Origin of the sequence: Marinibacterium sp. SX1, from assembly GCF_050389775.1 — a bacterium.
Classification (GTDB): Bacteria; Pseudomonadota; Alphaproteobacteria; order Rhodobacterales; family Rhodobacteraceae; genus Marinibacterium.
Window position 1 is genome coordinate 347,680 of the sequence record NZ_CP177144.1, and the last position, 21,187, is coordinate 368,866.

The following is a 21,187-nucleotide window of genomic DNA, read 5'->3' on the forward strand; positions in this document are numbered from 1 at the left end:
GGGGCGCGTTAAGATTTATGAAGGGAAATGGCGCTAGACCTCACGACATGGTGAGGATGCGCGGATATCTCTGGGTGATCTTGATCCTGGGCCTGCTGTGGCCCGGGGCGCCACCGGCCGCGGCCGGCGTGCATTGCGGCCCGCCGCTCGACTGGCAGAAACTGTCCAACCTGACCCGCCGGACGGTGCGCACGCTGAACCGGCCCGACCCTGAAAAGCCGCGCGAGATTTCTGCCGCGCTGCGGTCGATCAACTGGGCGCGGATGCAGGCCTGGCAGAACCGGATCAACCGGCCCGACATCAGCCACCTGGTCGCCGAATCCGTCGACGACCTGCGCAATTACGCCTCGACCGGCACGCTGACGCGGCCGGGGCTGCTGCTGGAATGGCTCGACGGGATCGACCGGCGCACCGCCACGATCTGCGTCGAGATTGCCGGCAATGGCGCCGACGAGGATGGCGGTTTTGTCGAAACCGCGGCCTCGCCCGCCGGCTTCGGCATGTCGCCCAACGGCGAGACGCTGGAAGATTACGTGAGGCTGTCGCTGCTGCCGGTGATCATCGCGGCCTTCGGGGTGGTCCTGAAGGTGACGCAGATGCTGATGCAGCTGGTCCAGACCCAGCGCTACAGCCGCCGCGCCTGCCGGGTCACGGCAGAGCTGCATATCGGGGCCTATGTCATCCCCGGGGCGATCACCGTGCTGGGCCTGCATGGCTGCCGGTTCACCGCCGCCAATGACGAGGCCCGCGCGCTGCTTTCCGTCGTCGCCCAAAGCGGCGAGACCCGGGTGCTGATCGGGTCGATCCGCCTGCCGTCCGATGTGGTGTCGCTGCACGACAACTGGGCCGCGATCCGGTTCGAAGACCGGCTGGGCGAGGCTTTGTACAAGACCATCCTGGAACGCTCGGACGTGCGGGCGCGTCTCGTGCGGCTGCCCAGGCTCAGCTACAACATTCCCGAAGGCAACGCCCCCCTGCCCGATCCGGCCCGGGCCAGGCCCGAAGCCCCCGGCATCCGGGGCGCGGTCGCGGGCACAGGCGCAACAAAGGGCGCCCCGTCAGACACCCAGTCGCCTGCGACCTCCGCCACCGGCACGCGCAAGTCCAGCGTGGCCTGAGCCGGCCCGCAGGCGCCGCGCCGCAACGCAAGGCGGCAGCGGCAAGGGGGCCTGGCCGGCCCCGCCGGACAATCGGGGTTACTTCTGGGCCTGCCCTTCGGCCGTGGCCGGACCCGCTGCGGCATCGCCCGACGCTTCGGCCGCTGATGCCGCCTCTGCCTGCGCCGCCTCTGCCTTGGCCGCCTCGGCGGCCTTGGCCGCGGCAGCCGCACGGGTGGCGCTGGCCTTGACCAGCTTGTCGACGATGCGCTTCAGCCCGTCCACGTCGCCATAACCGTCCAGCCCCTTCAGCCCGGCCCCGGACCGGGCCAGCAGCGTGTCGGCCTCGTCCAGCCGGCCCTTGTCGAACAGCACCTGCGCCATGTTGATCTGCCGCCGCGCCCGTTCGATCTGCATCTGGATCGTCACGTCCTGCACCCGCGCGCCCAGCGTCGCGGTCATCACCTCGACCTGCCGCAGCGAGAAGGTGAACGCCTCGGCCTCGTCGGCCGGCGGCCGCAGATCGACCGAATAGCGTTCGGACGGCGCCAGCATCGCATCGACCTCGGCAATCGCCCCGGACAGCCGGTCGATCATCGCCTGCTGCGCCTCGGTCGACGGATAGACCGTTTCCGACGCGATCTCGGGCACTTCGTTGCACAGCGCATCGGCCAGCAGCGAGGCCGCCGCCGGGTCATGGGCATTCAGCCCGCGCAGGATCGTCAGCTCGCCGGCTGTCATCGACCGGTTCACCGCCTTGTCACCCCCGCGCACCAGCGTGCCTTCGGGCAGGCCCAGGAAGGCCTCGGTGATCGGCAAGAGCCCGGTCTTGTTGCGGTCATAGCTGAACAGGTGCCAGTTGACCTTGACCGGCCCGTAATCCCGGGTCAGCGCGTCGCGCACCATCTCGGGCTGGGTGTAATTGGTAAAGGTCGTCTCGACCGTGTCGACCGACCCGCCGCGCTTGACCATCTGCTGATAGCTGCTCTCGGCATGCGGGATCGGATCGCGCAGGAACATCAGCACCTCGACCGCGCCGATCTCGTGAACCTTGCAGAAGGCCGCCAGCCGCGCGGGCCAGCCCTCTTCGACCGCAAAGGCCCGGAACAGCCGTTCGGCGCTGAAAAATACCTTGTCCCCGGTGATCTCGAAATCCTCGGGCGGCGTGTTCAGCAGCGGCTGACCGTTGCCCGACGAGATCTTCCAGCCGGTCGCCGCCTCGGACGGGGCGCCGGGGTATTCGATACCGTGCTCGGCCATCGCCGCGAGGCTGTTGGCAAAGCTGGCCTGAAGGAAACTCGACCCGGTCTTGGAATGGCCGATATGTAGATAGAGCGTGCGCATGACATCCCCAGTCTGCAGTCATGCGTGGGTGCCACGACAACACCATGAAGGGCAAGAGGGGCTGGCCCCACGTCGCCCCGACCGTCGGCGGAAAATCACATCCCCGCAACAAATGCGTCACACCGGTGTTACACAACGGCGTCACGCCCGCCGCGGTGATACAAACCGACAGGGGACTCCCATGAGAGTTAAGCTGGCGACGCTGACCTCCGTTCTGGCCATGACGGCCGGGGCAGGCCTGGCGCAGGACATGAATTTCAACCGGATCGCATCCTTCCCGGTGGTGCGCAACATGGCCGAGGGCGAAGACACCGCCCGCGAGACCTCGCCCGAGATCATCGCGGCAACGGCCGACGGCATGACGCTGGTTTACACCGACAGCCCGCTGGGCGTGATCGGCATGGTCGACATCACCGACCCGGCCAACCCCCAGCCCAAGGGCAACATCACCCTGGACGGCGAACCGACCAGCGTGACCATCGTCGGCACGACCGCCTTCGTCGGCATCAACACCTCCGAGAGCTATGTCGCGCCGTCGGGCCGCATCGCCGCCTTCGACACCGCCTCGGGCGAGGAAATCGCCAGCTGCGACCTGGGCGGCCAGCCGGATTCGCTGGCCTCGGCCAAGGACGGGTCCTTCGTGGCCGTGGCCATCGAGAACGAGCGTGACGAAGACCTGGGCGACGGCGGCCTGCCGCAGATGCCCGCGGGCCATGTCGTGCTGGTCGGCCTGGCCGATGGCACGCTGGATTGCGACACGCTCAAGACGGTCGAACTGGCCGGCCTGGGCGGCGATACGCCCGAAGACCCCGAGCCGGAATATGTCTCGATCAACGGCCTGGGCGAAACCGTCGTCACGCTGCAGGAAAACAACTACCTGGTGGTCCTGTCCAAGGACGGCGAGGTGATCAGCCATTTCACCGCCGGCACCGTCGACCTGGACGGCGTCGATGTCGTCGAGGACGACGCGCTGGATTTCACCGGCTCGCTGCGTGACGTGCCGCGCGAACCCGACTCGGTCACCTGGATCGACGACGACCATTTCGCCACGGCCAACGAAGGCGACTGGAAAGGCGGCAGCCGCGGCTGGACGATCTTCTCCAAAACCGGCGACGTGGTCTACGAATCCGGCCCGTCCTTCGAACATGCCCTGGTCGAAATCGGCCACTACCCGGAAGGCCGGTCCGAGAACAAGGGCGTCGAGCCCGAATCGGTGACCTTTGACACCTTCGGCGACACGCCTTTTGTCTTCGTCGGCTCCGAGCGCGGCTCGGCCGTGGGCGTCTATGACGTGACAGACCCGGCCAACCCGGTCCTGACCCAGCTGCTGCCCTCGGGCATCGGGCCGGAAGGCTACGTGACGATCCCCGAGCGCAACCTGCTGGTTTCGGCCAACGAATCCGACCTGGGCGAAGACGGCGCGGCCCGCGCGCATGTCATGATCTTCGAATACCAGCAGGCTCCGGCCGCCTACCCGATGATCACCTCCGCCGGCGCGGACGAGCTGATCGGCTGGGGCGCGCTATCGGGCATGGTCATGGGCGAAGACGGCCTGATCTACGGCGTGACCGACAGCTTCTACGGCGCGCAGCCGGCGATCCTGACCATCGACGCCAGCGCCACCCCGGCGAAGATCATCGCCAAGACCATCGTCACGCAGGACGGCGCGCCGGCCGAGGCGCTGGACCTGGAGGGCATCGCGCTGGACGGCGCGGGCGGCTTCTGGCTGGCCAATGAAGGCCGGGCCGACGGCGAACGGGCCAACAAGATCATCCATGTCGGCGCCGACGGCGTGGTGATCGAAGAGGTCCTGGTGCCCGAAACCCTGACCGCCAATGCCACCAATTCCGGCCTCGAAGGCGTGACGGTCGACGACCAGGGCACGATCTGGGTCGCCGTTCAGCGCGAATGGAAGGACGACGCGGCCCAGCATGTCAAACTGCTGGCCTATACCCCGGGCACCGGCGGCTGGACCGGCGTCTACTATCCAACCGAAAAGCCCGATTACGGCTGGGTCGGCCTGTCGGAAATCGTGTTCCACGACGGTGAATTCTTCCTGATCGAACGCGACAACCAGCTGGGCGACCTGGCCAAGACCAAGTGGATCACCAAGTTCTCGCTGGGCGATGTCGAGCCGGGCGAGCTGGGCGGTGACCTGCCGGTCGTCGAAAAGCACATGGTCCGCGACCTGCTGGCCGACCTGACCTCGACGGGCGGTTACGTGCTGGACAAGGTCGAAGGCCTGGCGATCGGCGCGGATGGCACGCTTTACATCTCGACCGACAACGACGGTGTCGACGACCATTCGGGCGAGACCATGTTCTGGGCGGTTCCGGCCAACTGACCGGCCGACCGACAGGTTGCATGACATGACATCGGGGCGCGCCGGCCATGGCGCGCCCTTTTTCGTGCCAGCCGGCCGCCGATTTGTGGCCCGCCGGCCCCAGGGACCACATGCCGCCACGTCCGGGTCTCGCCAATTGCCGCGCGACAGGCGATAATCTGCCCGTTGGTTTGGGAGTTTTACGATGGAATTGGCCCGGAACGCAGAATCGCCGCTGAAGACCGTGCGCGAGATGCCGCAGTTTCCGATGAAGTTCGGTGCGCAGACCGACCAGGAATACCTGGAGACCTGCCGGGGCATCAGCCCGGTGATGCGCGACCGCTACGGCTGCATCACGACCTTCTCGATGGCGAACCTGCTGTTGCTGCTGGATGACCGCTTTTCCCGCCAGGTCGAGCTGGAAGGGCTGCAGGCCAGCGGGGTCAAGGACGGACCGGCCTATGATTTCGTGCGCCGCGTGCTGCTGTTTTCCAACGGTCAGACCCACCGCACCCGGCGCGGGCCGCTGACCCGCACCTTTGCCCAGCCGCTGATGCGCGCGCTGCGGCCGCAGGTTGCCGCGCGGGTCGACACCATGGTCAGCGACATGGTGCGCCAGGGCCAGGCCGATTTCATCGATGCGCTGGCCGGGCCCCTGCCCGCCGCGACGATCGCCTCGATCATCGGCGCGCCAGAGGAAGACAGCCTGCAGTTTTCCAACTGGGCCTATGCGGCCTCCAAGGGCATGGGCATCTGCACGGCCGAGGAACGCAAGCGGGCCGACGTGGCGCTGGTCGAGCTGACCGATTACATCGAGGCCCTGCTGGCCCGGCGCCGCGCCCGGCCCGAAGAGGATTTCCTGACCAGCTATCTCGACAAGGTCGAGGGCGGGCCGATGGATGCCGACGAGATCCGCACCCAGATCGTGGGCCTGGTCATCGCCGGGTCGGACACCACCCGGGGCAGCCTGACCGCCACGGTCAGCCACCTGATGCAGAACCGCGACCAATGGGACCTGCTGGTCGCCGACCCCGAGACCCATGCGCCCGGCGCGGTGTCGGAAGGGCTGCGGTTCGATCCGATCATCGGCTCGCTGGCCCGGATCACCGTCGAGGATATCGAGCTGGAAGGCTATGCCATTCCCAAGGGCCGGCTGGTCACGCCGTCGATGATCGCCGCCCTGCGCGATCCGGCGGTCTATGCCGATCCCAACCGGTTCGACATCACCCGCACCGACCATCCGCGCCACCACGCGGTCTTTGGCGGCGGCCCGCACCGCTGCCTGGGCGAGGTGCTGGCCCGGATCGAACTGGAAGAGGCGCTGAAATCGCTGGCCTGCAAGGCCCCCGACCTGCGGGTCGATGGCAAGCCCGGCGCCCTGTCGGGCTTCAGCGCCACGCGGATGGTCAAGAGCATGAACGTGACGATCTAGGCCGCCCGGCCAGACCGACCGGGGCGGGTATGCAAAAAGGCCCGGGATTTCTCCCGGGCCCGCTTCGTCTTCACGAGGTAAGGCTTAGTTGACGGCCTTGGCGTCGACCACGTCGGTCTCAACCGCGCCCCCGGTCTGGGTCGCGATCTCGATCCGGCGGGGTTTCAGGGCTTCGGGCACTTCGCGCTGCAATTCGATATGCAGCATGCCGTCGGCATGGGAGGCCCCGGTCACACGCACATGATCGGCCAGCTGGAAGCGGCGTTCGAATGCGCGGGTGGCAATGCCACGGTGCAGGAAGGTGCGTTCGGACTGGTCCTCGGCCTTGCGGCCGGCCACGACCACGGCGCCTTCCTTGACCTCGACCGACAGGTCGCCCGGGCCAAAGCCGGCGACAGCGACCGAGATGCGATAGGCATCCTGGGCAGTTTTTTCGATGTTGTAGGGCGGGTAGGTCTGGGCGCTGCCATCGCTGGCAAGGGCACGGTCCATCATGTCGGCGATCCGGTCGAAACCGACGGTGGCACGATAGAGCGGGGCAAGATCAAAGCTGTTACGCATGGGTCGTCATCCTCATAAGCTGAGCAATTCACGATATTTGGTGCCCTCCTGGAACGGACGGGCGGGTGATACGGGACCCGATCATCGGCGTCCCGGTAAGGCAAAGATGGGAAAGGCCGCGCGGGGTTTCAAGGCCCGGGCTTGCCCCTGCGGCACGGTTTTCCCGCCCACCCGTCGTGCGGGGCCTGGATGATTGACCACGCGAGGATCGGCGCACTCTGCCTTGGGGCAGATCCCCCCCGGTGGCTGCCCTCACGCACGGCCCGGCCAACCTGGTGCCCGAGGCCCGGTGCCACCGCTGAGCGGGGTCCTGCAACCCCGCCGCCCGGGCTCGCCAGCTATGTGAGATTCCCGACCTTCCGAGCAGAGTCCGGCCAACGCGGCGCACGTGATCAAACACCACACGGGTGGCAGCCGATCCACACCAGAATCCCGCCCTCTACGCGAAGGCCGACGCACTGGGCCACAGGGACCCGCGCGCCGGGAGTATGGTGTGGAATGCGACCCGGTCGGGCCTGCCGGTCAGGGCCGGATGAACTTGGCCCCGGTGCGGTTGCGGGCATCGCCCACGCGCACGCGGTTGGTCAGGGGCGCGGGATCGAGGCCATGGCCCTTGCCCGCGGCCAGCTCGGATTTCAGCACGCCCAGCGGTTCGTCCAGCGACGTGCCCAAGGCGACCTTCTGGCCATCCATCTCGGCCTTGGCCGACACCACCGACACGATGCGCGGCGCGCCGCCCGAGAACGAGAAGATCGGCGCGCCGGACGATCCGAAATCCACCGAGCAGGACATGATCAGCACGCCCTGCTGGCGGGCCATCACGCCGCAGACCTCTTCGAGCGAGGGCGCTTCGGACCGGTTGCGCGCATAGGACACCACGCCGACCTCGTCGCCCTTGTGGGGCCGGGCCGCGGTCTGGAAGGGCGTGACCGACGTGTTGCGGATCGGCTGGTCAAGCTCCAGCAGGGCCAGGTCGTTGCGCACGCGGTCGGCCGACAGGGCGCTGCCATAATCGTATTCGGGATGCACGACCGCCCGGCGCACCGAGCGATAGGCCGAGGCCCGGCCATTGCGCCATCCGGCCAGGAATTCGATGCCCGTGTGATCGATCCGCGTGCCACTGGCCTTGTCAAAGAGGCAATGGGCGGCGGTCAGAACCAGGTCGGGAGCGATCAGGGCGCCGGTGCAAAAGCCGGTGCCGTCCAGGTCCAGCCGGCCGACGGCTTCCCAGCCCCGGGCGGCATCCATCGTGTCCAGCCGTTGCAGGTCATGCTCTCCGGCCGCCGCGCCCTGGCCCGCCAGCGCGCCGCCCAATGCCAGCCCGATGGCCACAAACCGTCCGATGATACCCATGAATACCCAAGCCTTCGTTATCCTGACCCCGAGGCTAGGCCCGGCTTGGGGCGAAAATGGGGCCGCGCCATGCTCATGCTGCGACCCGCCCGGGGTGGCCGGGCCGCATTTGCCGTTGGCCGACTTGCCTCCCGACCTGCGGTCCCGTCTCAACGCCGCCGCCTCGATGCCCGACCCGTCCCGATACCGGCCCGCCCGTCAACACGGTCCCGTTGGGCCCACTATCGCCCGGAGGTCAGGCCGCGTCCAGCGCCGGCGGCTTCGGCCCGCCCGTCGCCCAGTCGAGCAGTTCGACCGTATGCACCACCGGCACCCCGGTGCCCGAGCCGATCTGCATCATGCAGCCGATATTGCCCGCCGCGATGATGTCGGGGTTCCTGGCCTCCAGCGTGTCCACCTTGCGCGCCTTCAGCTGGCCGGAAATCTCGGGCTGCATCAGGTTGTACGTCCCGGCCGAACCGCAGCACAGGTGGCTGTCGGCCGGTTCGACCACCTCGAACCCGGCGCGTTTCAGCAAGGTCTTGGGCGCGGCCTTGATCTTTTGCCCGTGTTGCAGCGAACAGGCCGCGTGATAGGCCACGCGCAGGCCCTTGTCGGCCCCTTCGGGCAGGTCCAGCTGCGACAGCAGCTCGCTGATGTCCATCGCCACGGCCGACACCCGTGCGGCATCTTCGGCCAGCGGGTCGTTGCGGAACATGTGGCCGTAATCCTTGACCGTCGTGCCGCAGCCCGAGGTGTTGATCACGATGGCATCCAGCCCGGCCCCGTCCATCTCGGCCGTCCAGGCCCGGATGTTGGCCGCCGCCGAGCCATGCGACCGGTCGACCTGGCCCATGTGATGGGTCAGCGCCCCGCAACAGCCCGCGCCCTCGGCCACGACGACCTCGCAACCCAGCCGGGTCAGCAGGCGGATGGTCGCATCGTTGATGTCGGTGTTCAGCGCCTTCTGCGCGCAGCCGGTCATCAGGGCCACGCGTTTCACCGGCGCCTCGGGCGCGGCAAAGACCTGGGGATCGTCGTTGCGGCTGACCGGCGGGATGCGTTTCGGCGCCATGTCCAGCATGGCCTTCAGCCGGGGATCGGGCATCAGCCCCTTGAACGGCCGCCCGACCTTGGCCGCCAGCAGCGCCAGGCGGAAACGCGTCGGATAGGGCAGGATGCGCGCCAGCATCCAGCGCAGGGCCCGGTCCATGAAGGGCCGGTCGTAATGGCGTTCGATGTACGCGCGGGCATGATCGACAAGGTGCATGTAATGCACGCCCGACGGGCAGGTCGTCATGCAGGACAGGCAGGACAGGCAACGGTCGATGTGCTTGACCGTCGTGGCGTCGGGCACCCGCTCGTTTTCCAGCATGTCCTTGATCAGGTAGATCCGGCCGCGCGGGCTGTCCAGCTCGTCGCCCAGCACCTGGTAGGTCGGGCAGGTCGCCGTGCAGAAACCGCAATGCACGCAGGCCCGCAGGATCTGGTTGGCCCGGGCCGTGCCGGCATCGGCCAGCTGTTCTTCGGTGAAGTTCGTCTGCATGTTCCGCCCTCAGCCCATCAGCCCAGGGTTCAGGATGCCCCGGGGATCGAATTTCTGCCTCAGACCCCGGCTCAGCAGGGCCACCGCCGGCGCTTCGGGCTGAAAGACCGGCACCGCTGCGCGCAGGGCGGCGGAGGCACGCACCAGCGTGGCATGCCCGCCGATCCCGGCCAGCGCCGTACGGATCGCCCCGGCGCCCGCGTCGCCCATCGCCCCGTCTTCACTGTCTTCGCCCTCGACCAGCAGCCAGACCAGCCCGCCGCCCCAGTCAAAGATCGCCGCGTGATCCAGCCCGGCCTCTGCCAGCGCGGCGCTGACACCCGGCCCGTCGGACGGCCGCACCGACAGCCGCCAGACCGCGCCTGCGCGCCCTGCAAAGGGCGTGACATCGCGCACCTCGGCCCACAGGGCGGCGCTGGCCGCGCCCTCGACCGGCTCGAACCCCGGCAACAGGCCGGCCAGCCGGCCGCTGCGATAGGCCACCGCCCCGGCCAGGCCTTCGATCCGCACCTGTGTCCGGCTCTCGTCGCCGGTGGCCAGGTGGGCCGCGCCGGTCACGTCATAGGGCGAGCCGAGCGCCGTCGACAGCGCCGCCACCCCGGTCACCGGGTCCAGCCCGCGGGCCACCAGGGTCACCTCGGTCTCGGGAATGGCCAGCACCTTGAACGACAGTTCGGTCAGCACGCCCAGCGTGCCCCGTGACCCGGCCAGCAGCTTGACCAGGTCATAGCCCGTGACGTTCTTCATCACCCGGCCGCCGTTGCGCACCACCCGGCCCATCCCGTCGACGAACCGCACGCCCAGCAGGAAATCGCGGCAGGCCCCGACCTGCACGCGCCGCGGCCCCGAGACATTGGCCGCCACGACACCGCCGATGGTCGGCCTGCCCTGCGTGCCCAGCAGCGCCCGGTGGTCCATCGGCTCGAAGGCCAGGCGCTGCCCCTCGGCGGCCAGGACCTGCTCGACCTCGGCCACCGGTGTGCCGGCGCCCACCACGAGGGTCAGCGCCCCGGGTTCATGCAGGCGGACCCCGCCCAGCCCTTCGGTCTGCAACGCCACGCCCTCGACCGCCGGGCCGATGTCGCGCGTTCCGCCACCACGGATCCGCAGCGGCCCCTCGGCCCCCGCAACCAGCTCTGCCAGCTCGGCTTCGTTCTGAGGTCTCATGTGCTTCTTCTTGTCCAAATACCGCGGGGGGATCGGCCATCGGCCGATGGGGGCAGAGCCCCCATCCTACGCGACCCGCCGCGCCTGCGACGACGCCAGGGGAAAGACCTTGGCCGGGTTCAGCAGCCAGGCCGGATCAAAGACATCCTTGACGGCCATCTGCGCATCAAGATCGTCGGGATCGTACTGGTGCAGCATCAGGTCGCGCTTTTCCACGCCCACCCCGTGTTCGCCCGTCAGGCAACCGCCGACCTCGACACAAAGCTTGAGGATCTCGGCCCCGAGCGCCTCGCACAGCTCCAGCTGGCCGGGCGTGTTGGCATTGTAGAGGATCAGCGGATGCATGTTGCCGTCGCCGGCATGGAACACGTTGGCCACGCTCAGCCCGTATTCCTCCGACAGCTCGCCCATCCGCCGCAGCACGTCGGGCAGCGACGACACCGGAATCGTGCCGTCCAGACACATGTAATCGTTGATCTGCCCCATGGCCCCAAAGGCCGATTTCCGCCCCAGCCAGATCCGGGCGGCCTCGTCGGCATCGCCGGCCTCGCGCAGGGCCACCGGGGAATGGGCCTCGGCAATCGCCACGATCCGCTCCAGCTGATCGGCGATCTCGCCTTCGGATCCTTCGACCTCGACGATCAGCAGCGCCTCGCACATCGGGTAGCCGGCCTTGGCAAAGGCCTCGCAGGCCTCGATGCAGGGCCGGTCCATGAACTCGATCGCCACCGGCAGGATGCCCGCCCGGATGATGTCCGACACGCAGGCCCCGGCCGTCTCGTTGGCATCGAACCCGATCAGCACCGGCCGGGCGCCCTCGGGCTTGCGCAGGATGCGCAGGGTGGCTTCGGTCACCACGCCCAGCTGGCCTTCGGACCCGCAGATCACGCCCAGCAGGTCCAGCCCCGGCGCATCGAGATGCGCGCCGCCCAGTTCGACCACCGTGCCATCCATCAACACCATGGTCACGCCCAGCAGGTTGTTGGTCGTCACGCCGTATTTCAGGCAATGCGCCCCGCCGGAATTCATCGCGATATTGCCCGAGATCGCGCAGGCCAGCTGCGACGACGGATCGGGCGCATAGAAGAAATCAGCCTCGTCCACGGCCCCGGTGACCGACAGGTTGGTCCGCCCGGTCTGCACCCGGATGTAGCGGTCGGGATAATTGGTTTCGAGCACATCGGTCATGCGCGACACGCCCAGCACCACGCTGTCGGCCGTGGGCAGCGAGCCCCCGGCGAGCGACGTGCCCGCCCCGCGGGGCACCACCGGCACGCCCTCTTCGTGGCAGATGCGCAACACTGCCGCAACCTCTTCGGTCGTGCCGGGCAGCACCGCAGCCATCGGCGGACACTTGTAGGCGGTCAGGGCGTCGCATTCATAGGCCCGCGTCTCGGCCGGGTCGGAAATGACGGCATGGGCCGGCAAAACCTCGCACAGGCGGGCTACAACCCGGTCGCGGGCCGACAGAACGGTGGCATTCGGCTCTGGCATCTGCATGGCTGATCCTCCCATCTGGTAAAGTAATATTACCAATTCTGCCGACTGGCAAGGCCACCCGGTTGCGCATAATGTCCGGCCATGACCTGGACCGACCGCCTTACCCTCTTTTCATGGGCCGATGCCGCCGCGCTCGTGCTGCTGCTTGCCGCCTGGATCCTGATCAGCTGGCATATCGAGAATCCCCCGGCCCGCCGGCCGTCGGTCTCGGTGCTGATGAACGACTATCGCCGGGACTGGATGCGCGAGATGGTCACCCGCCAGCCGCGCATGTTCGACAGCCAGGTGCTGGGCCTGATGCGCCAGGGCACGGCGTTCTTCGCCTCGGCCGCGATGATTGCCATCGGCGGCGGGCTGGCCCTGATCGGCAATCCCAAGCCGCTGGTCGACGTGGCCGGCGACCTGACCCTGGTCAACGCCCCGCAGATCGTCTGGGAAATCAAGCTGGTCGTGCTGCTGCTCTGCCTGTCCCATGCCTTTCTGAAGTTCGTCTGGGCCCACCGGCTGTTCGGTTATTGCGCCATCCTGATGGCCTCGGTGCCCAACCATGCCGCCGATCCCGTGGCCTATCCCCGCGCGGCCCAGGCCGCCGAAGTGTCGATCACCGCCGCGCGCAGTTTCAACAAGGCCATGCGCGCGACCTATTTCAGCCTGGCCTCGGCGGCCTGGCTGATGGGCGCCGTGCCCCTGATGATCGCCACGCTGCTGACCACGGCCATGCTCTACCGCCGGGAATTCGCCTCGCAATCGCGCACGGCCCTGATGGTCGACACCACTCCGCCGCGCTGACCAGGATGTGACCGCCGCGCCGGGCCAAAGGCGCTATGCTGCGCGGCATGAGACATCTCGCCCCCGCCCTGCCGCTTGCCCTGGCCTTGCTGGCCACAGCCGCCCTGGCCGACGATCCGGTCATCGAACAGGTCACCGCCCGGCAGGAATCCGGCGGCTGGCGCTTTGATGTGACGATATCGCATCCCGACAGCGGCTGGGAGCATTATGCCGACGGCTGGCGCGTGCTGGCCCCCGACGGGCGCGAGCTGGGCCTGCGCGTCCTGCTGCATCCGCATGAACACGAACAGCCGTTCACTCGCGCATTGTCGGGCGTGGCGATCCCCGACGGGGTGCGCCAGGTCCAAATCCAGGCCCGGTGCATCCGCGATGGTTGGGCCGCGGCGACCTATACGGTCGACCTGGACTAACCCCGCGCCATCAGGCCCGGTGATAGGGCGATCCGGCCAGGATCGTCGCCGCCCGGTAGAGCTGTTCGGCCAGCATCACCCGGGCCAGCATGTGCGGCCAGACCATCTGGCCGAAGGACAGCTTGAAATCGGCCTCGGCCACCAGGTCGGGCGCGATGCCATCCGCCCCGCCGATGACAAAGGCCACGTCGCCGCGCCCCTCGTCGCGCCAGGTCGCGAGCCGGTCCGCAAAGACCGGAGAGCCCATCACCTTGCCCCGTTCGTCCAGGCAACAGACCACCGCCCCGCCCGGCAGGGCCTTGCGCAGCAGCGCCGCCTCGGCCGGCGATCCGCCGCCCTTGCGGTCCTCGACCTCGACGATTTCGGCCGGGCCAAGGCCATGGGCCCGCCCGGTCCGCGCAAAGCGCGTCAGGTAATCGTCGACAAGGGTTTTCTCGGGACCGGACCGCAAGCGACCGACCGCGCAGATCTGCACGCGCATGACAGGCAACAGGGCACCCCGGCGGAACCGGGGCGCGCGCGGATCAGTTCTGGAGCGTGCCGCCCGAGGGCAGCCACATCTTCTCGAGCTGGTAGAACTCGCGCACTTCCGGGCGGAACAGATGGACGATCACGTCGCCCGTATCGATCAGCACCCAGTCGCCGGTCTCCTTGCCCTCGATCCGGGCATTGACACCGAACTCGGCCTTCAGCTTCTCGACCAGCTTTTCCGACATGGCCGACACCTGGCGGGTCGACCGGCCCGAGGCGATCACCATGTAATCGCCCATGGACGACTTGCCGTGCAGATCGATCTGCACGATGTCCTCGGCCTTGTCATCTGAGAGAGAGGTAAGGATACGCGCCAGCAGGTCCTCGCTGGAGAAATCCAGTTGGGCGGCCATCAGGCCCGCCCGGTCATCGGCGGCCGGGGCCGCGTCAGCGTGGGGTGACAGGACATTGTCCTCCTATGATGCACGCCGTCGGTCCGCGGCGCTCGGATGCTCTAAGGTAACAATGTCAACATGTCGTTTCAATGACGGCGTGAATAACCACGGGTCACGGGCCCTCAATCGCCGTCTTCGGCTGCCCTGGCGGGCATTTCCCCGTCCAGCACCCGCACCTCGCGCTGCGGGAAGGGTATCGAGATACCGTTCTCCTGGAACGCATCCCACAGCGCCAGGTAGACATTGCCCCGCACATTGGTCAGCCCGGCGGTCGGATCGGTGATCCAGAACCGCAAGATATAGTCTACCGAACTGTCACCGAACCCCACGATATGGCAGACCGGCGCGTTCGGCACGGCCAGCACGCGGGTCACGCCCGTGGCCGCGGCAATGGCCACCTTGCGCACCAGGTGGGGGTCGTCGTGGTAGGACGTGCCAAAGAAGATATCCAGCCGCACGCGGTCGTTGGAATGGGTCCAGTTGACCACCTGGCCGGTGATCAGGTCCTCGTTGGGGATCAGGTATTCGCGCCCGTCACGGGTCACGACGGACACGTAGCGCGCGCCCAGCGAATCGATCCATCCGAAGGTCTCGCCCAGCGAGATCACGTCGCCGGGCTTGATCGACCGGTCCAGCAGGATGATCACGCCCGACACCAGGTTCGACACGACCTTCTGCAGGCCAAAGCCGATGCCCACCCCGATCGCCCCCGACAGGATGGCCAAGCCCGACAGGTCGAACCCCAGCGACTGGATGCCCACCAGCACGACAAAACCGTAAAGGATCAGCTGGGTGATCTTGATCGCCAGCACCCGCATCGAAGGCGAGATGTCCTCGTTGCGCCGCAACCCGCCGGCCGCGGCCTGGGTCAGCAGCCGCGCGCCGGTCAGCAGGGCGGCGATCAGCAGCAGGGCCTTGATCAGCACCAGGGCGGTCAGGCGGAAGGTACCGATGCTCAGTGCCACGGAATCGAAGAACACCACGGCCTCGTCCAGCAGGCCGAGGGCCAGCAGGGTGGCATAGGCCCAGAGCGACCATTCGACGACCCGCCGCAGGCTGCGGTTGCGTACCAGCCGCGAGCCCAGCCCGATGGCCAGCCAGGCCAGCGACATCGTGGCAAAGATGCCGATGATGCGGCTGCGCGAAGGCCAGGTGGCCTCCTGCATCACGGCATAGACGATCCAGGTCAGGGCAGTGAAATAGATCAGCACCAGCCGGTCGCGCAGGTGGACCAGCATGCGCAGCTGCCATTTCTGCCAGCCCTCGCGCGTGCGCATCCAGCCATCGACACGGCCCCGCGTGGCCAGCCGCAGCACCAGGGCCAGCACGGCCAGCCCGACCAGGATCAGCAGCTGGTACTGCCGCCAGCCCGGGGTGATGGCCATGGTCCACAGGCCCTGCACCCAGTCGGTCACCGAATCCGCGGCCGCCCGGGGGTCGAGCGGCAGGTCGGTGGCCACCAGCGGCGGCGCCTCCGGGGCAGCGGCAGGGGCCGCGGCCGGCCCGGTCGTCGCGGCATTTTCCGCCGCGCCGGCGGCAGTCGGGCCAGGGGGCTGGTCGGCGGTCGGGTCAGGGCTGGTGTGCTGGCTCATCCGTGCGGCGGTCGTCCGGTTCCCGGGGTGCAAGTGGTGGGGCGGAACCTAGCGCCCCGCACCGATCCGACCAGCAAGCCACGTTTCGCGGCTTGATTGCAACACCGCGGCGGCGTATCTGACGATCCATGGATCATGTCTCGGAATCGACGAGGAACCTGCCGGACCGGGCGCGGCTGCGCGAACGGTTCTTCGGCGCGACTCATTCCGTCCAGGCTCGCCTATAGGGGCCAAGCCCCCCTTCGCCAGTGAAATTCAAGCATGACGGGAGAGGACCGATGTCCCCCAAGACACTCTATGACAAAATCTGGGATGCCCACGTGGCCCACGAGGCCGAAGACGGCACCTGCCTTCTGTATATCGACCGCCACCTGGTCCACGAGGTGACCAGCCCGCAGGCCTTCGAAGGCCTGCGCATGGCCGGCCGCAAGGTCCGCGCCCCGGAACGGACCATCGCCGTGCCGGACCACAACGTGCCGACGACCGAAGGCCGCGAGAACCCCAAGAACATGACCGAGGATTCGGCCATCCAGGTCGCCGCGCTCGATCAGAACGCCAAGGAATTCGGGATCCACTATTATCCCGTGACCGACATCCGCCAGGGCATCGTGCATATCGTCGGGCCGGAACAGGGCTGGACCCTGCCGGGCATGACCGTGGTCTGCGGTGACAGCCACACGGCGACCCACGGCGCCTTCGGCTCGCTGGCCCATGGCATCGGCACGTCCGAGGTCGAACACGTCCTGGCCACCCAGACGCTGATCCAGAAGAAATCCAAGAACATGAAGGTCGAGATCACGGGCACGCTGGCGCCCGGCGTCACGGCCAAGGACATCGTCCTGCGCATCATCGGCGAGACCGGCACCGCCGGGGGCACCGGCTATGTCATCGAGTATTGCGGCGAGGCGATCCGCGCCCTGTCGATGGAAGGCCGGATGACGATCTGCAACATGGCCATCGAAGGCGGCGCCCGGGCCGGTCTGATCGCGCCCGACGAAACCACGTTCGAATATTGCATGGGCCGGCCCCACGCGCCCAAGGGCGCCCAGTGGGAAGCCGCCCTGGCCTGGTGGAAGACGCTCTATTCCGACGATGACGCCCATTGGGACAAGGTCATCACCATCCGCGGCGAAGACATCGCGCCGGTCGTGACCTGGGGCACCTCGCCCGAAGACGTGCTGCCGATCACCGCTACGGTGCCTGCGCCCGAGGACTTCAAGGGTGGCAAGGTAGACGCGGCCCGGCGCTCGCTGGAATACATGGGCCTGACCCCCGGCACGGCGCTCAACGACATCGACATCGACGCGGTGTTCATCGGCTCCTGCACCAACGGCCGGATCGAGGACCTGCGCGCCGCCGCCGCGGTGCTGAAAGGCAAGAAGATCAAGGACGGCATGCGGGCCATGGTCGTGCCCGGCTCGGGCCTGGTGCGCGCCCAGGCCGAGGAAGAAGGCCTGGCCGACATCTTCAAGGACGCCGGGTTCGAATGGCGGCTTGCGGGCTGCTCCATGTGCCTGGCCATGAACCCCGACCAGCTGAAACCGGGCGAACGCTGCGCCTCGACCTCGAACCGGAACTTCGAGGGCCGCCAGGGCCGCGGCGGGCGCACCCACCTGATGAGCCCGGCCATGGCCGCCGCTGCCGCCGTGACCGGCAAGCTGACCGATGTGCGCGACCTGAGCTGACCCCCCCGCCCCTGCCCCCATGCGGGGCAGCCAGGCGGACCAACCCAGACAGCGCTTTCCGACGACAGCCTGGCCTTTCAAACAGGTCGTCGTCGGAACAGACAAATGGGGCCGCGCCTTGGGCGTGGCCCTTTTTCATGGGCCACCTCCCGATGGCATCCGTCGCGCCGCATGGGGGCGCTGCCCCCGTCCTCCGTTGGAGGACTCCCCCGGGAATACTTGAGAAGAGAAAGAAGCAGCAGGTCGGCGCGCCGTCCTGTCCGCGCGCGGGCGTCCTGCTTCTTTCTCTTTCCAAATATCCGGCCGTCCAGCCGGCCACCCCGCGGCGGTCCCGGGCAAGGGCGCCGGGAAAGCCCTGTCATCGCCGGTTTTCCCGTCTTGGTCAGGACTCAGTTCATTGTAAAGTCGGGGCAAATCACCCGCAGCCGCCAGGGATCGGTCCGACAACCGGGCCGGGGCTGCCGAGGGACCGGAGAGTTCGACATGACGATTGGCCGTTTCAGATCCGCCGCATGGGCCAGCACCCTCACCCTTGCACTGGCCGGCGCCGCGCCGCTCGGGGCGCAGGAGATCGCCGACACGATCTACATGGGCGGGCCGATCCTGACCATCGACGACGCCCGGGGCACAGCCGAGGCCGTGGCCGTCCGCGATGGCCGCATCCTGGCCGTGGGCGAGCTGGCCGGGATGACCGCCCTGCAGGGCGAGGACACCAAGGTCTTTGACCTGGAGGGGCGGGCGATGCTGCCCGGATTCTTCGACAGCCATGGCCACGTGGTCTTTGGCGGCTTGCAGGCCCTGTCGGCCAACCTGCTGGCCCCACCCGACGGCACGGTCACCGACATTGCCAGCCTGCAGGACACCCTGCGCCAGTGGATCGACACCAATGCCGAGACCGTGCAGAAGGCCAACATGGTCGTGGGCTTCGGCTATGACAACGCCCAGCTGGCCGAGCTGCGCCATCCCACGCGCGAAGATCTCGACGCCGTGTCGACCGATCTGCCAATCGTCATCGTGCACCAGTCGGGCCATATCGGCGTGGCCAATTCCAGGGCCCTCGAGATGGCCGGCATCGACGGATCGACGCCCAATCCCGCCGGCGGGGTGATCCGCAAGGACGAAACTGGCCAGCCCGATGGCGTGCTCGAGGAATATGCCTTCTTCCGCGTCCTCGTGCCCCTGCTGTCCGACCTGGGCCCCGAGGCGCTGGACGCCTTTGCCCTGGCCGGAGCCCAGCTCTGGGCCAGCTACGGCTATACCACGGCCCAGGATGGCCGGTCGTCGCGCGGGCTGTACGATGCGCTGAAATCGGTCGATGCCGGCCCCGGCCTGCCGGTCGACGTGGTGGTCTTTCCCGACGTGCTGGAAGACCGCGATTTCATCGCCGAGGCCGCATCGCGGGAGTATGACGGCCATGTCCGCGTGGCCGGCTGCAAGCTGACCATCGACGGCTCGCCCCAGGGCTTCACCGCTCTGCGCGACCGGCCCTATTTCGCCCCGGTGGGCAATTACGCCCCGGGTTACGCCGGCTATTCGGCCATCACCATGGACCAGACCCAGGAGGCCGTGAGCTGGTGTTTCGGCCAGGGCCTGCAGATCATCACCCATTCCAACGGCGAGGGCGCGTCGGACATGCTGATCGCGGCCATCGAAGAGGCCCGGCGGGTTCACGGCGACCCGGGCAACCGGCCGGTGCTGGTGCATGGCCAGTTCCTGCGCGAGGACCAGGTCGACAGCCTGCAGCGGCTGGGCATCTTCCCCTCGCTCTTTCCGATGCACACGTTCTACTGGGGCGACTGGCACCGCGACCACACGGTCGGGCCGGTCAATGCCGACAACATCTCGCCGACCGGCTGGGTGCGCACGCGGGGCATGATGTTCGGCAGCCACCACGACGCGCCGGTGGCCTTTCCCGACAGCATGCGCATCCTGTCGGCCACGGTCACCCGGCGCACCCGGTCGGGCGACATCCTGGGCCCGGCCCAGCGGGTCGACGTCATGACCGCGCTCAAGGCCATGACGATCTGGCCGGCCTGGCAGCATTTCGAGGAAGACGACAAGGGCACGATCACCCCCGGCAAGATCGCCGATTTCGTCATCCTGTCGGCCGATCCCACGGCCGTCGACCCCGAAACCCTGGCCGATCTCGAAGTGCTGGCGACGATCAAGGACGACACGGTCGTCTACGAGGCGCAGCCCGGCGAACGCAAGGGCGAGCTGGGCCGGGCGCCCTTTACAGCCGATCCGATGATGGCCCACCGCTTCCTGCATGCCCTTTGGCAGGCCGGCGACAGCCAATAGGCCGATCCGGGGCCGGGCGGGCCGCCCCCGATCACCCGTGGGTGGATTTGACCTCGCGATGCCGTGAGGTCGTGATATAGCTGGGGCGGGTGAAATCGGTGGAAGGAAGAAATCCCGATGAAAGAATGGGTTAAATGGTTGATCCTCGGCATCCTCTCGGTGGTGTTCGGGGTGGTCGTGTTGAGCCACGCAGTGGCGGCATCGCTGGCGCTGACAACGGTGACGGGGATCCTGTTCCTGGTCTCGGGCGGCTTCCAGGCCGTGGCGGGCTTTTCGGCCGAGGGCACCGGGCAGAAGGTGCTGGCCATCGCGCTCGGCGCGCTGATGGTCATCCTGGGGCTGAGTTTCATCACCAATCCGCTGGAAGGCACGATTTCGCTGGCCCTGCTGGTGCTGATCCTGCTGGCGGCCAGCGGCGTGGTGCGGATCATGTTCGCCTGGCGCATGAAGGAAACGCCGTTCTTCTGGCCGATGCTGATTTCCGGCGCACTGTCGGTGCTGCTGGCGGCTTACATCCTGGCCAATTTCGCAACGGCCGGGCCGCAGCTGCTGGGCATCCTGCTGGGGATCGAGCTGATCTTCAACGGGGCCGGGCTGGTCGTGCTGGCCTTCTTCATCCGCACGGTGGCCAAGCACCTGAAGTAAGGCCGCGGGTTTCGGACGGACGGGCGCCCCGGTCGGGCGCCCGTTTGCGTTTGGGCCACCGTGATCAGTCACCCGGATCAGCCCCCGGACCGGCGGCCGATCCGGCGGTGGGCAGACGCACCGCCAGGTGGCAGGCAAGCGGCGGGCAATCGCCCGCCCTACGGCCACCGCGAAGAGATCAGCTGCCCGTCAATCAGCGGACCGTCAATCGGGAGCGATCATGCAGACGAAGGGCTGGTGATCGCCCTTGGCAAAGGTCAGGTCGCCCAGGACGGTGACCACCTGGTATTTCTCGTTCTTCATGGCCGCGTTGACCTGGTAATCGATGTGGCCGAGACGGGCCGTGTCATCGAGATGTTCCATGAAACGGCGCATGACGGTCATCGGCGAATGCGCCATCAGGTCGTCGGGGCCATCGAATTCGAACCGGCGGTCGCCGCCGCGGGCGCCATGCATCAGGGTTGCGCCGTACTTGGCCATCTGGGTGTCCTCTTGTTGGGGCTCGGTCCGCCATGGCGGCGGATGTCGGGCGACCAT

General features: G+C 67.8%; 18 protein-coding genes. 8 read left to right on the forward strand and 10 right to left on the reverse strand.

Features of this window, described 5'->3' with window-relative positions; all coding sequences use genetic code 11:
- Positions 1 to 56: 56 nt before the first annotated feature.
- Entirely contained in the window at positions 57 to 1,118 is a 1,062-nt protein-coding gene (locus ACK3BB_RS01605) for a hypothetical protein (protein ID WP_428926981.1), read from the forward strand.
- Positions 1,119 to 1,196: 78 nt separating this feature from the next.
- Here the strand turns inward: ACK3BB_RS01605 and ACK3BB_RS01610 are convergent, their stop codons facing one another.
- The gene (locus ACK3BB_RS01610; RefSeq protein WP_428926982.1) at positions 1,197 to 2,441 is read right to left on the reverse strand and encodes a hypothetical protein; all 1,245 of its coding nucleotides are present in this window, start codon (positions 2,439 to 2,441) and stop codon (positions 1,197 to 1,199) included.
- 181 nt (positions 2,442 to 2,622) lie between these two features.
- Between ACK3BB_RS01610 and ACK3BB_RS01615 the strand changes: the two genes are divergently transcribed.
- A complete protein-coding gene (locus ACK3BB_RS01615; protein ID WP_428926983.1) occupies positions 2,623 to 4,785 on the forward strand; it encodes an esterase-like activity of phytase family protein in 2,163 nt (720 codons plus the stop codon).
- 184 nt (positions 4,786 to 4,969) lie between these two features.
- Positions 4,970 to 6,196 carry a cytochrome P450 gene (locus ACK3BB_RS01620; RefSeq protein WP_428926984.1) on the forward strand — a complete coding sequence of 409 codons (1,227 nt, stop codon included), beginning with the start codon at positions 4,970 to 4,972 and terminating at the stop codon, positions 6,194 to 6,196.
- An 84-nt stretch (positions 6,197 to 6,280) separates the two neighbouring features.
- Here ACK3BB_RS01620 and ACK3BB_RS01625 read toward each other — a convergent pair whose 3' ends face one another.
- The 5 genes from ACK3BB_RS01625 to ACK3BB_RS01645 all read right to left on the reverse strand — a co-directional run bounded on the left by ACK3BB_RS01625 (position 6,281) and on the right by ACK3BB_RS01645 (position 12,302).
- Positions 6,281 to 6,757, reverse strand: coding sequence for an Hsp20 family protein (locus tag ACK3BB_RS01625; protein ID WP_428926985.1), 477 nt, complete (start codon positions 6,755 to 6,757; stop codon positions 6,281 to 6,283).
- A gap of 522 nt (positions 6,758 to 7,279) precedes the next feature.
- Positions 7,280 to 8,110, reverse strand: coding sequence for a trypsin-like serine peptidase (locus tag ACK3BB_RS01630; protein WP_428926986.1), 831 nt, complete (start codon positions 8,108 to 8,110; stop codon positions 7,280 to 7,282).
- A gap of 235 nt (positions 8,111 to 8,345) precedes the next feature.
- Entirely contained in the window at positions 8,346 to 9,635 is a 1,290-nt protein-coding gene (gene glcF / locus ACK3BB_RS01635; RefSeq protein ID WP_428926987.1) for a glycolate oxidase subunit GlcF, read from the reverse strand.
- Between the two features lie 9 nt (positions 9,636 to 9,644).
- The gene (locus ACK3BB_RS01640; RefSeq protein WP_428926988.1) at positions 9,645 to 10,802 is read right to left on the reverse strand and encodes an FAD-binding protein; all 1,158 of its coding nucleotides are present in this window, start codon (positions 10,800 to 10,802) and stop codon (positions 9,645 to 9,647) included.
- A gap of 66 nt (positions 10,803 to 10,868) precedes the next feature.
- Positions 10,869 to 12,302 (reverse strand): FAD-linked oxidase C-terminal domain-containing protein, encoded by a 1,434-nt coding sequence (locus ACK3BB_RS01645; protein WP_428926989.1) that lies wholly within the window; start codon positions 12,300 to 12,302, stop codon positions 10,869 to 10,871.
- A gap of 81 nt (positions 12,303 to 12,383) precedes the next feature.
- Between ACK3BB_RS01645 and ACK3BB_RS01650 the strand changes: the two genes are divergently transcribed.
- Together ACK3BB_RS01650 and ACK3BB_RS01655 are read left to right on the forward strand one after the other, a co-directional pair.
- Positions 12,384 to 13,091 carry a DUF599 domain-containing protein gene (locus ACK3BB_RS01650; RefSeq protein WP_428926990.1) on the forward strand — a complete coding sequence of 236 codons (708 nt, stop codon included), beginning with the start codon at positions 12,384 to 12,386 and terminating at the stop codon, positions 13,089 to 13,091.
- A 47-nt stretch (positions 13,092 to 13,138) separates the two neighbouring features.
- Complete coding sequence (locus ACK3BB_RS01655) at positions 13,139 to 13,501, forward strand: hypothetical protein (RefSeq protein ID WP_428926991.1); 363 nt, start codon at positions 13,139 to 13,141, stop codon at positions 13,499 to 13,501.
- 10 nt (positions 13,502 to 13,511) lie between these two features.
- On the opposite strand, the gene rlmH is transcribed toward ACK3BB_RS01655, so the two are convergent.
- The 3 genes from rlmH to ACK3BB_RS01670 form a co-directional block, all read right to left on the reverse strand.
- Positions 13,512 to 13,982 carry a 23S rRNA (pseudouridine(1915)-N(3))-methyltransferase RlmH gene (rlmH, locus tag ACK3BB_RS01660; protein WP_428928801.1) on the reverse strand — a complete coding sequence of 157 codons (471 nt, stop codon included), beginning with the start codon at positions 13,980 to 13,982 and terminating at the stop codon, positions 13,512 to 13,514.
- A 43-nt stretch (positions 13,983 to 14,025) separates the two neighbouring features.
- Positions 14,026 to 14,385: a ribosome silencing factor gene (gene rsfS / locus ACK3BB_RS01665; RefSeq protein ID WP_428926992.1), complete on the reverse strand. Its 360-nt coding sequence runs from the start codon at positions 14,383 to 14,385 to the stop codon at positions 14,026 to 14,028.
- Positions 14,386 to 14,549: 164 nt separating this feature from the next.
- Positions 14,550 to 15,812, reverse strand: coding sequence for a mechanosensitive ion channel family protein (locus ACK3BB_RS01670; RefSeq protein ID WP_428928802.1), 1,263 nt, complete (start codon positions 15,810 to 15,812; stop codon positions 14,550 to 14,552).
- A 485-nt stretch (positions 15,813 to 16,297) separates the two neighbouring features.
- On the opposite strand from ACK3BB_RS01670, the gene leuC reads away from it, so the two are divergent.
- From leuC to ACK3BB_RS01685, 3 genes are all read left to right on the forward strand, one after another.
- Positions 16,298 to 17,704 carry a 3-isopropylmalate dehydratase large subunit gene (gene leuC / locus ACK3BB_RS01675; RefSeq protein WP_428926993.1) on the forward strand — a complete coding sequence of 469 codons (1,407 nt, stop codon included), beginning with the start codon at positions 16,298 to 16,300 and terminating at the stop codon, positions 17,702 to 17,704.
- A 483-nt stretch (positions 17,705 to 18,187) separates the two neighbouring features.
- Positions 18,188 to 20,005 (forward strand): amidohydrolase, encoded by a 1,818-nt coding sequence (locus ACK3BB_RS01680; RefSeq protein WP_428926994.1) that lies wholly within the window; start codon positions 18,188 to 18,190, stop codon positions 20,003 to 20,005.
- 117 nt (positions 20,006 to 20,122) lie between these two features.
- The gene (locus ACK3BB_RS01685; RefSeq protein ID WP_428926995.1) at positions 20,123 to 20,650 is read left to right on the forward strand and encodes an HdeD family acid-resistance protein; all 528 of its coding nucleotides are present in this window, start codon (positions 20,123 to 20,125) and stop codon (positions 20,648 to 20,650) included.
- A gap of 204 nt (positions 20,651 to 20,854) precedes the next feature.
- Here the strand turns inward: ACK3BB_RS01685 and ACK3BB_RS01690 are convergent, their stop codons facing one another.
- Entirely contained in the window at positions 20,855 to 21,130 is a 276-nt protein-coding gene (locus tag ACK3BB_RS01690) for a hypothetical protein (RefSeq protein ID WP_428926996.1), read from the reverse strand.
- Positions 21,131 to 21,187 lie beyond the last annotated feature (57 nt).

Excerpts from the sequence above, each read along its gene's own strand:
- ACK3BB_RS01605 (WP_428926981.1), top strand. The coding sequence starts at position 57 with ATGCGCGGATATCTCTGGGTGATCTTGATCCTGGGCCTGCTGTGGCCC.
- ACK3BB_RS01610 (WP_428926982.1), bottom strand. The coding sequence starts at position 2,441 with ATGCGCACGCTCTATCTACATATCGGCCATTCCAAGACCGGGTCGAGT.
- ACK3BB_RS01615 (WP_428926983.1), top strand. The coding sequence starts at position 2,623 with ATGAGAGTTAAGCTGGCGACGCTGACCTCCGTTCTGGCCATGACGGCC.
- ACK3BB_RS01620 (WP_428926984.1), top strand. The coding sequence starts at position 4,970 with ATGGAATTGGCCCGGAACGCAGAATCGCCGCTGAAGACCGTGCGCGAG.
- ACK3BB_RS01625 (WP_428926985.1), bottom strand. The coding sequence starts at position 6,757 with ATGCGTAACAGCTTTGATCTTGCCCCGCTCTATCGTGCCACCGTCGGT.
- ACK3BB_RS01630 (WP_428926986.1), bottom strand. The coding sequence starts at position 8,110 with ATGGGTATCATCGGACGGTTTGTGGCCATCGGGCTGGCATTGGGCGGC.
- glcF (WP_428926987.1), bottom strand. The coding sequence starts at position 9,635 with ATGCAGACGAACTTCACCGAAGAACAGCTGGCCGATGCCGGCACGGCC.
- ACK3BB_RS01640 (WP_428926988.1), bottom strand. The coding sequence starts at position 10,802 with ATGAGACCTCAGAACGAAGCCGAGCTGGCAGAGCTGGTTGCGGGGGCC.
- ACK3BB_RS01645 (WP_428926989.1), bottom strand. The coding sequence starts at position 12,302 with ATGCAGATGCCAGAGCCGAATGCCACCGTTCTGTCGGCCCGCGACCGG.
- ACK3BB_RS01650 (WP_428926990.1), top strand. The coding sequence starts at position 12,384 with ATGACCTGGACCGACCGCCTTACCCTCTTTTCATGGGCCGATGCCGCC.
- ACK3BB_RS01655 (WP_428926991.1), top strand. The coding sequence starts at position 13,139 with ATGAGACATCTCGCCCCCGCCCTGCCGCTTGCCCTGGCCTTGCTGGCC.
- rlmH (WP_428928801.1), bottom strand. The coding sequence starts at position 13,982 with ATGCGCGTGCAGATCTGCGCGGTCGGTCGCTTGCGGTCCGGTCCCGAG.
- rsfS (WP_428926992.1), bottom strand. The coding sequence starts at position 14,385 with ATGGCCGCCCAACTGGATTTCTCCAGCGAGGACCTGCTGGCGCGTATC.
- ACK3BB_RS01670 (WP_428928802.1), bottom strand. The coding sequence starts at position 15,812 with ATGGCCATCACCCCGGGCTGGCGGCAGTACCAGCTGCTGATCCTGGTC.
- leuC (WP_428926993.1), top strand. The coding sequence starts at position 16,298 with ATGTCCCCCAAGACACTCTATGACAAAATCTGGGATGCCCACGTGGCC.
- ACK3BB_RS01680 (WP_428926994.1), top strand. The coding sequence starts at position 18,188 with ATGACGATTGGCCGTTTCAGATCCGCCGCATGGGCCAGCACCCTCACC.
- ACK3BB_RS01685 (WP_428926995.1), top strand. The coding sequence starts at position 20,123 with ATGAAAGAATGGGTTAAATGGTTGATCCTCGGCATCCTCTCGGTGGTG.
- ACK3BB_RS01690 (WP_428926996.1), bottom strand. The coding sequence starts at position 21,130 with ATGGCCAAGTACGGCGCAACCCTGATGCATGGCGCCCGCGGCGGCGAC.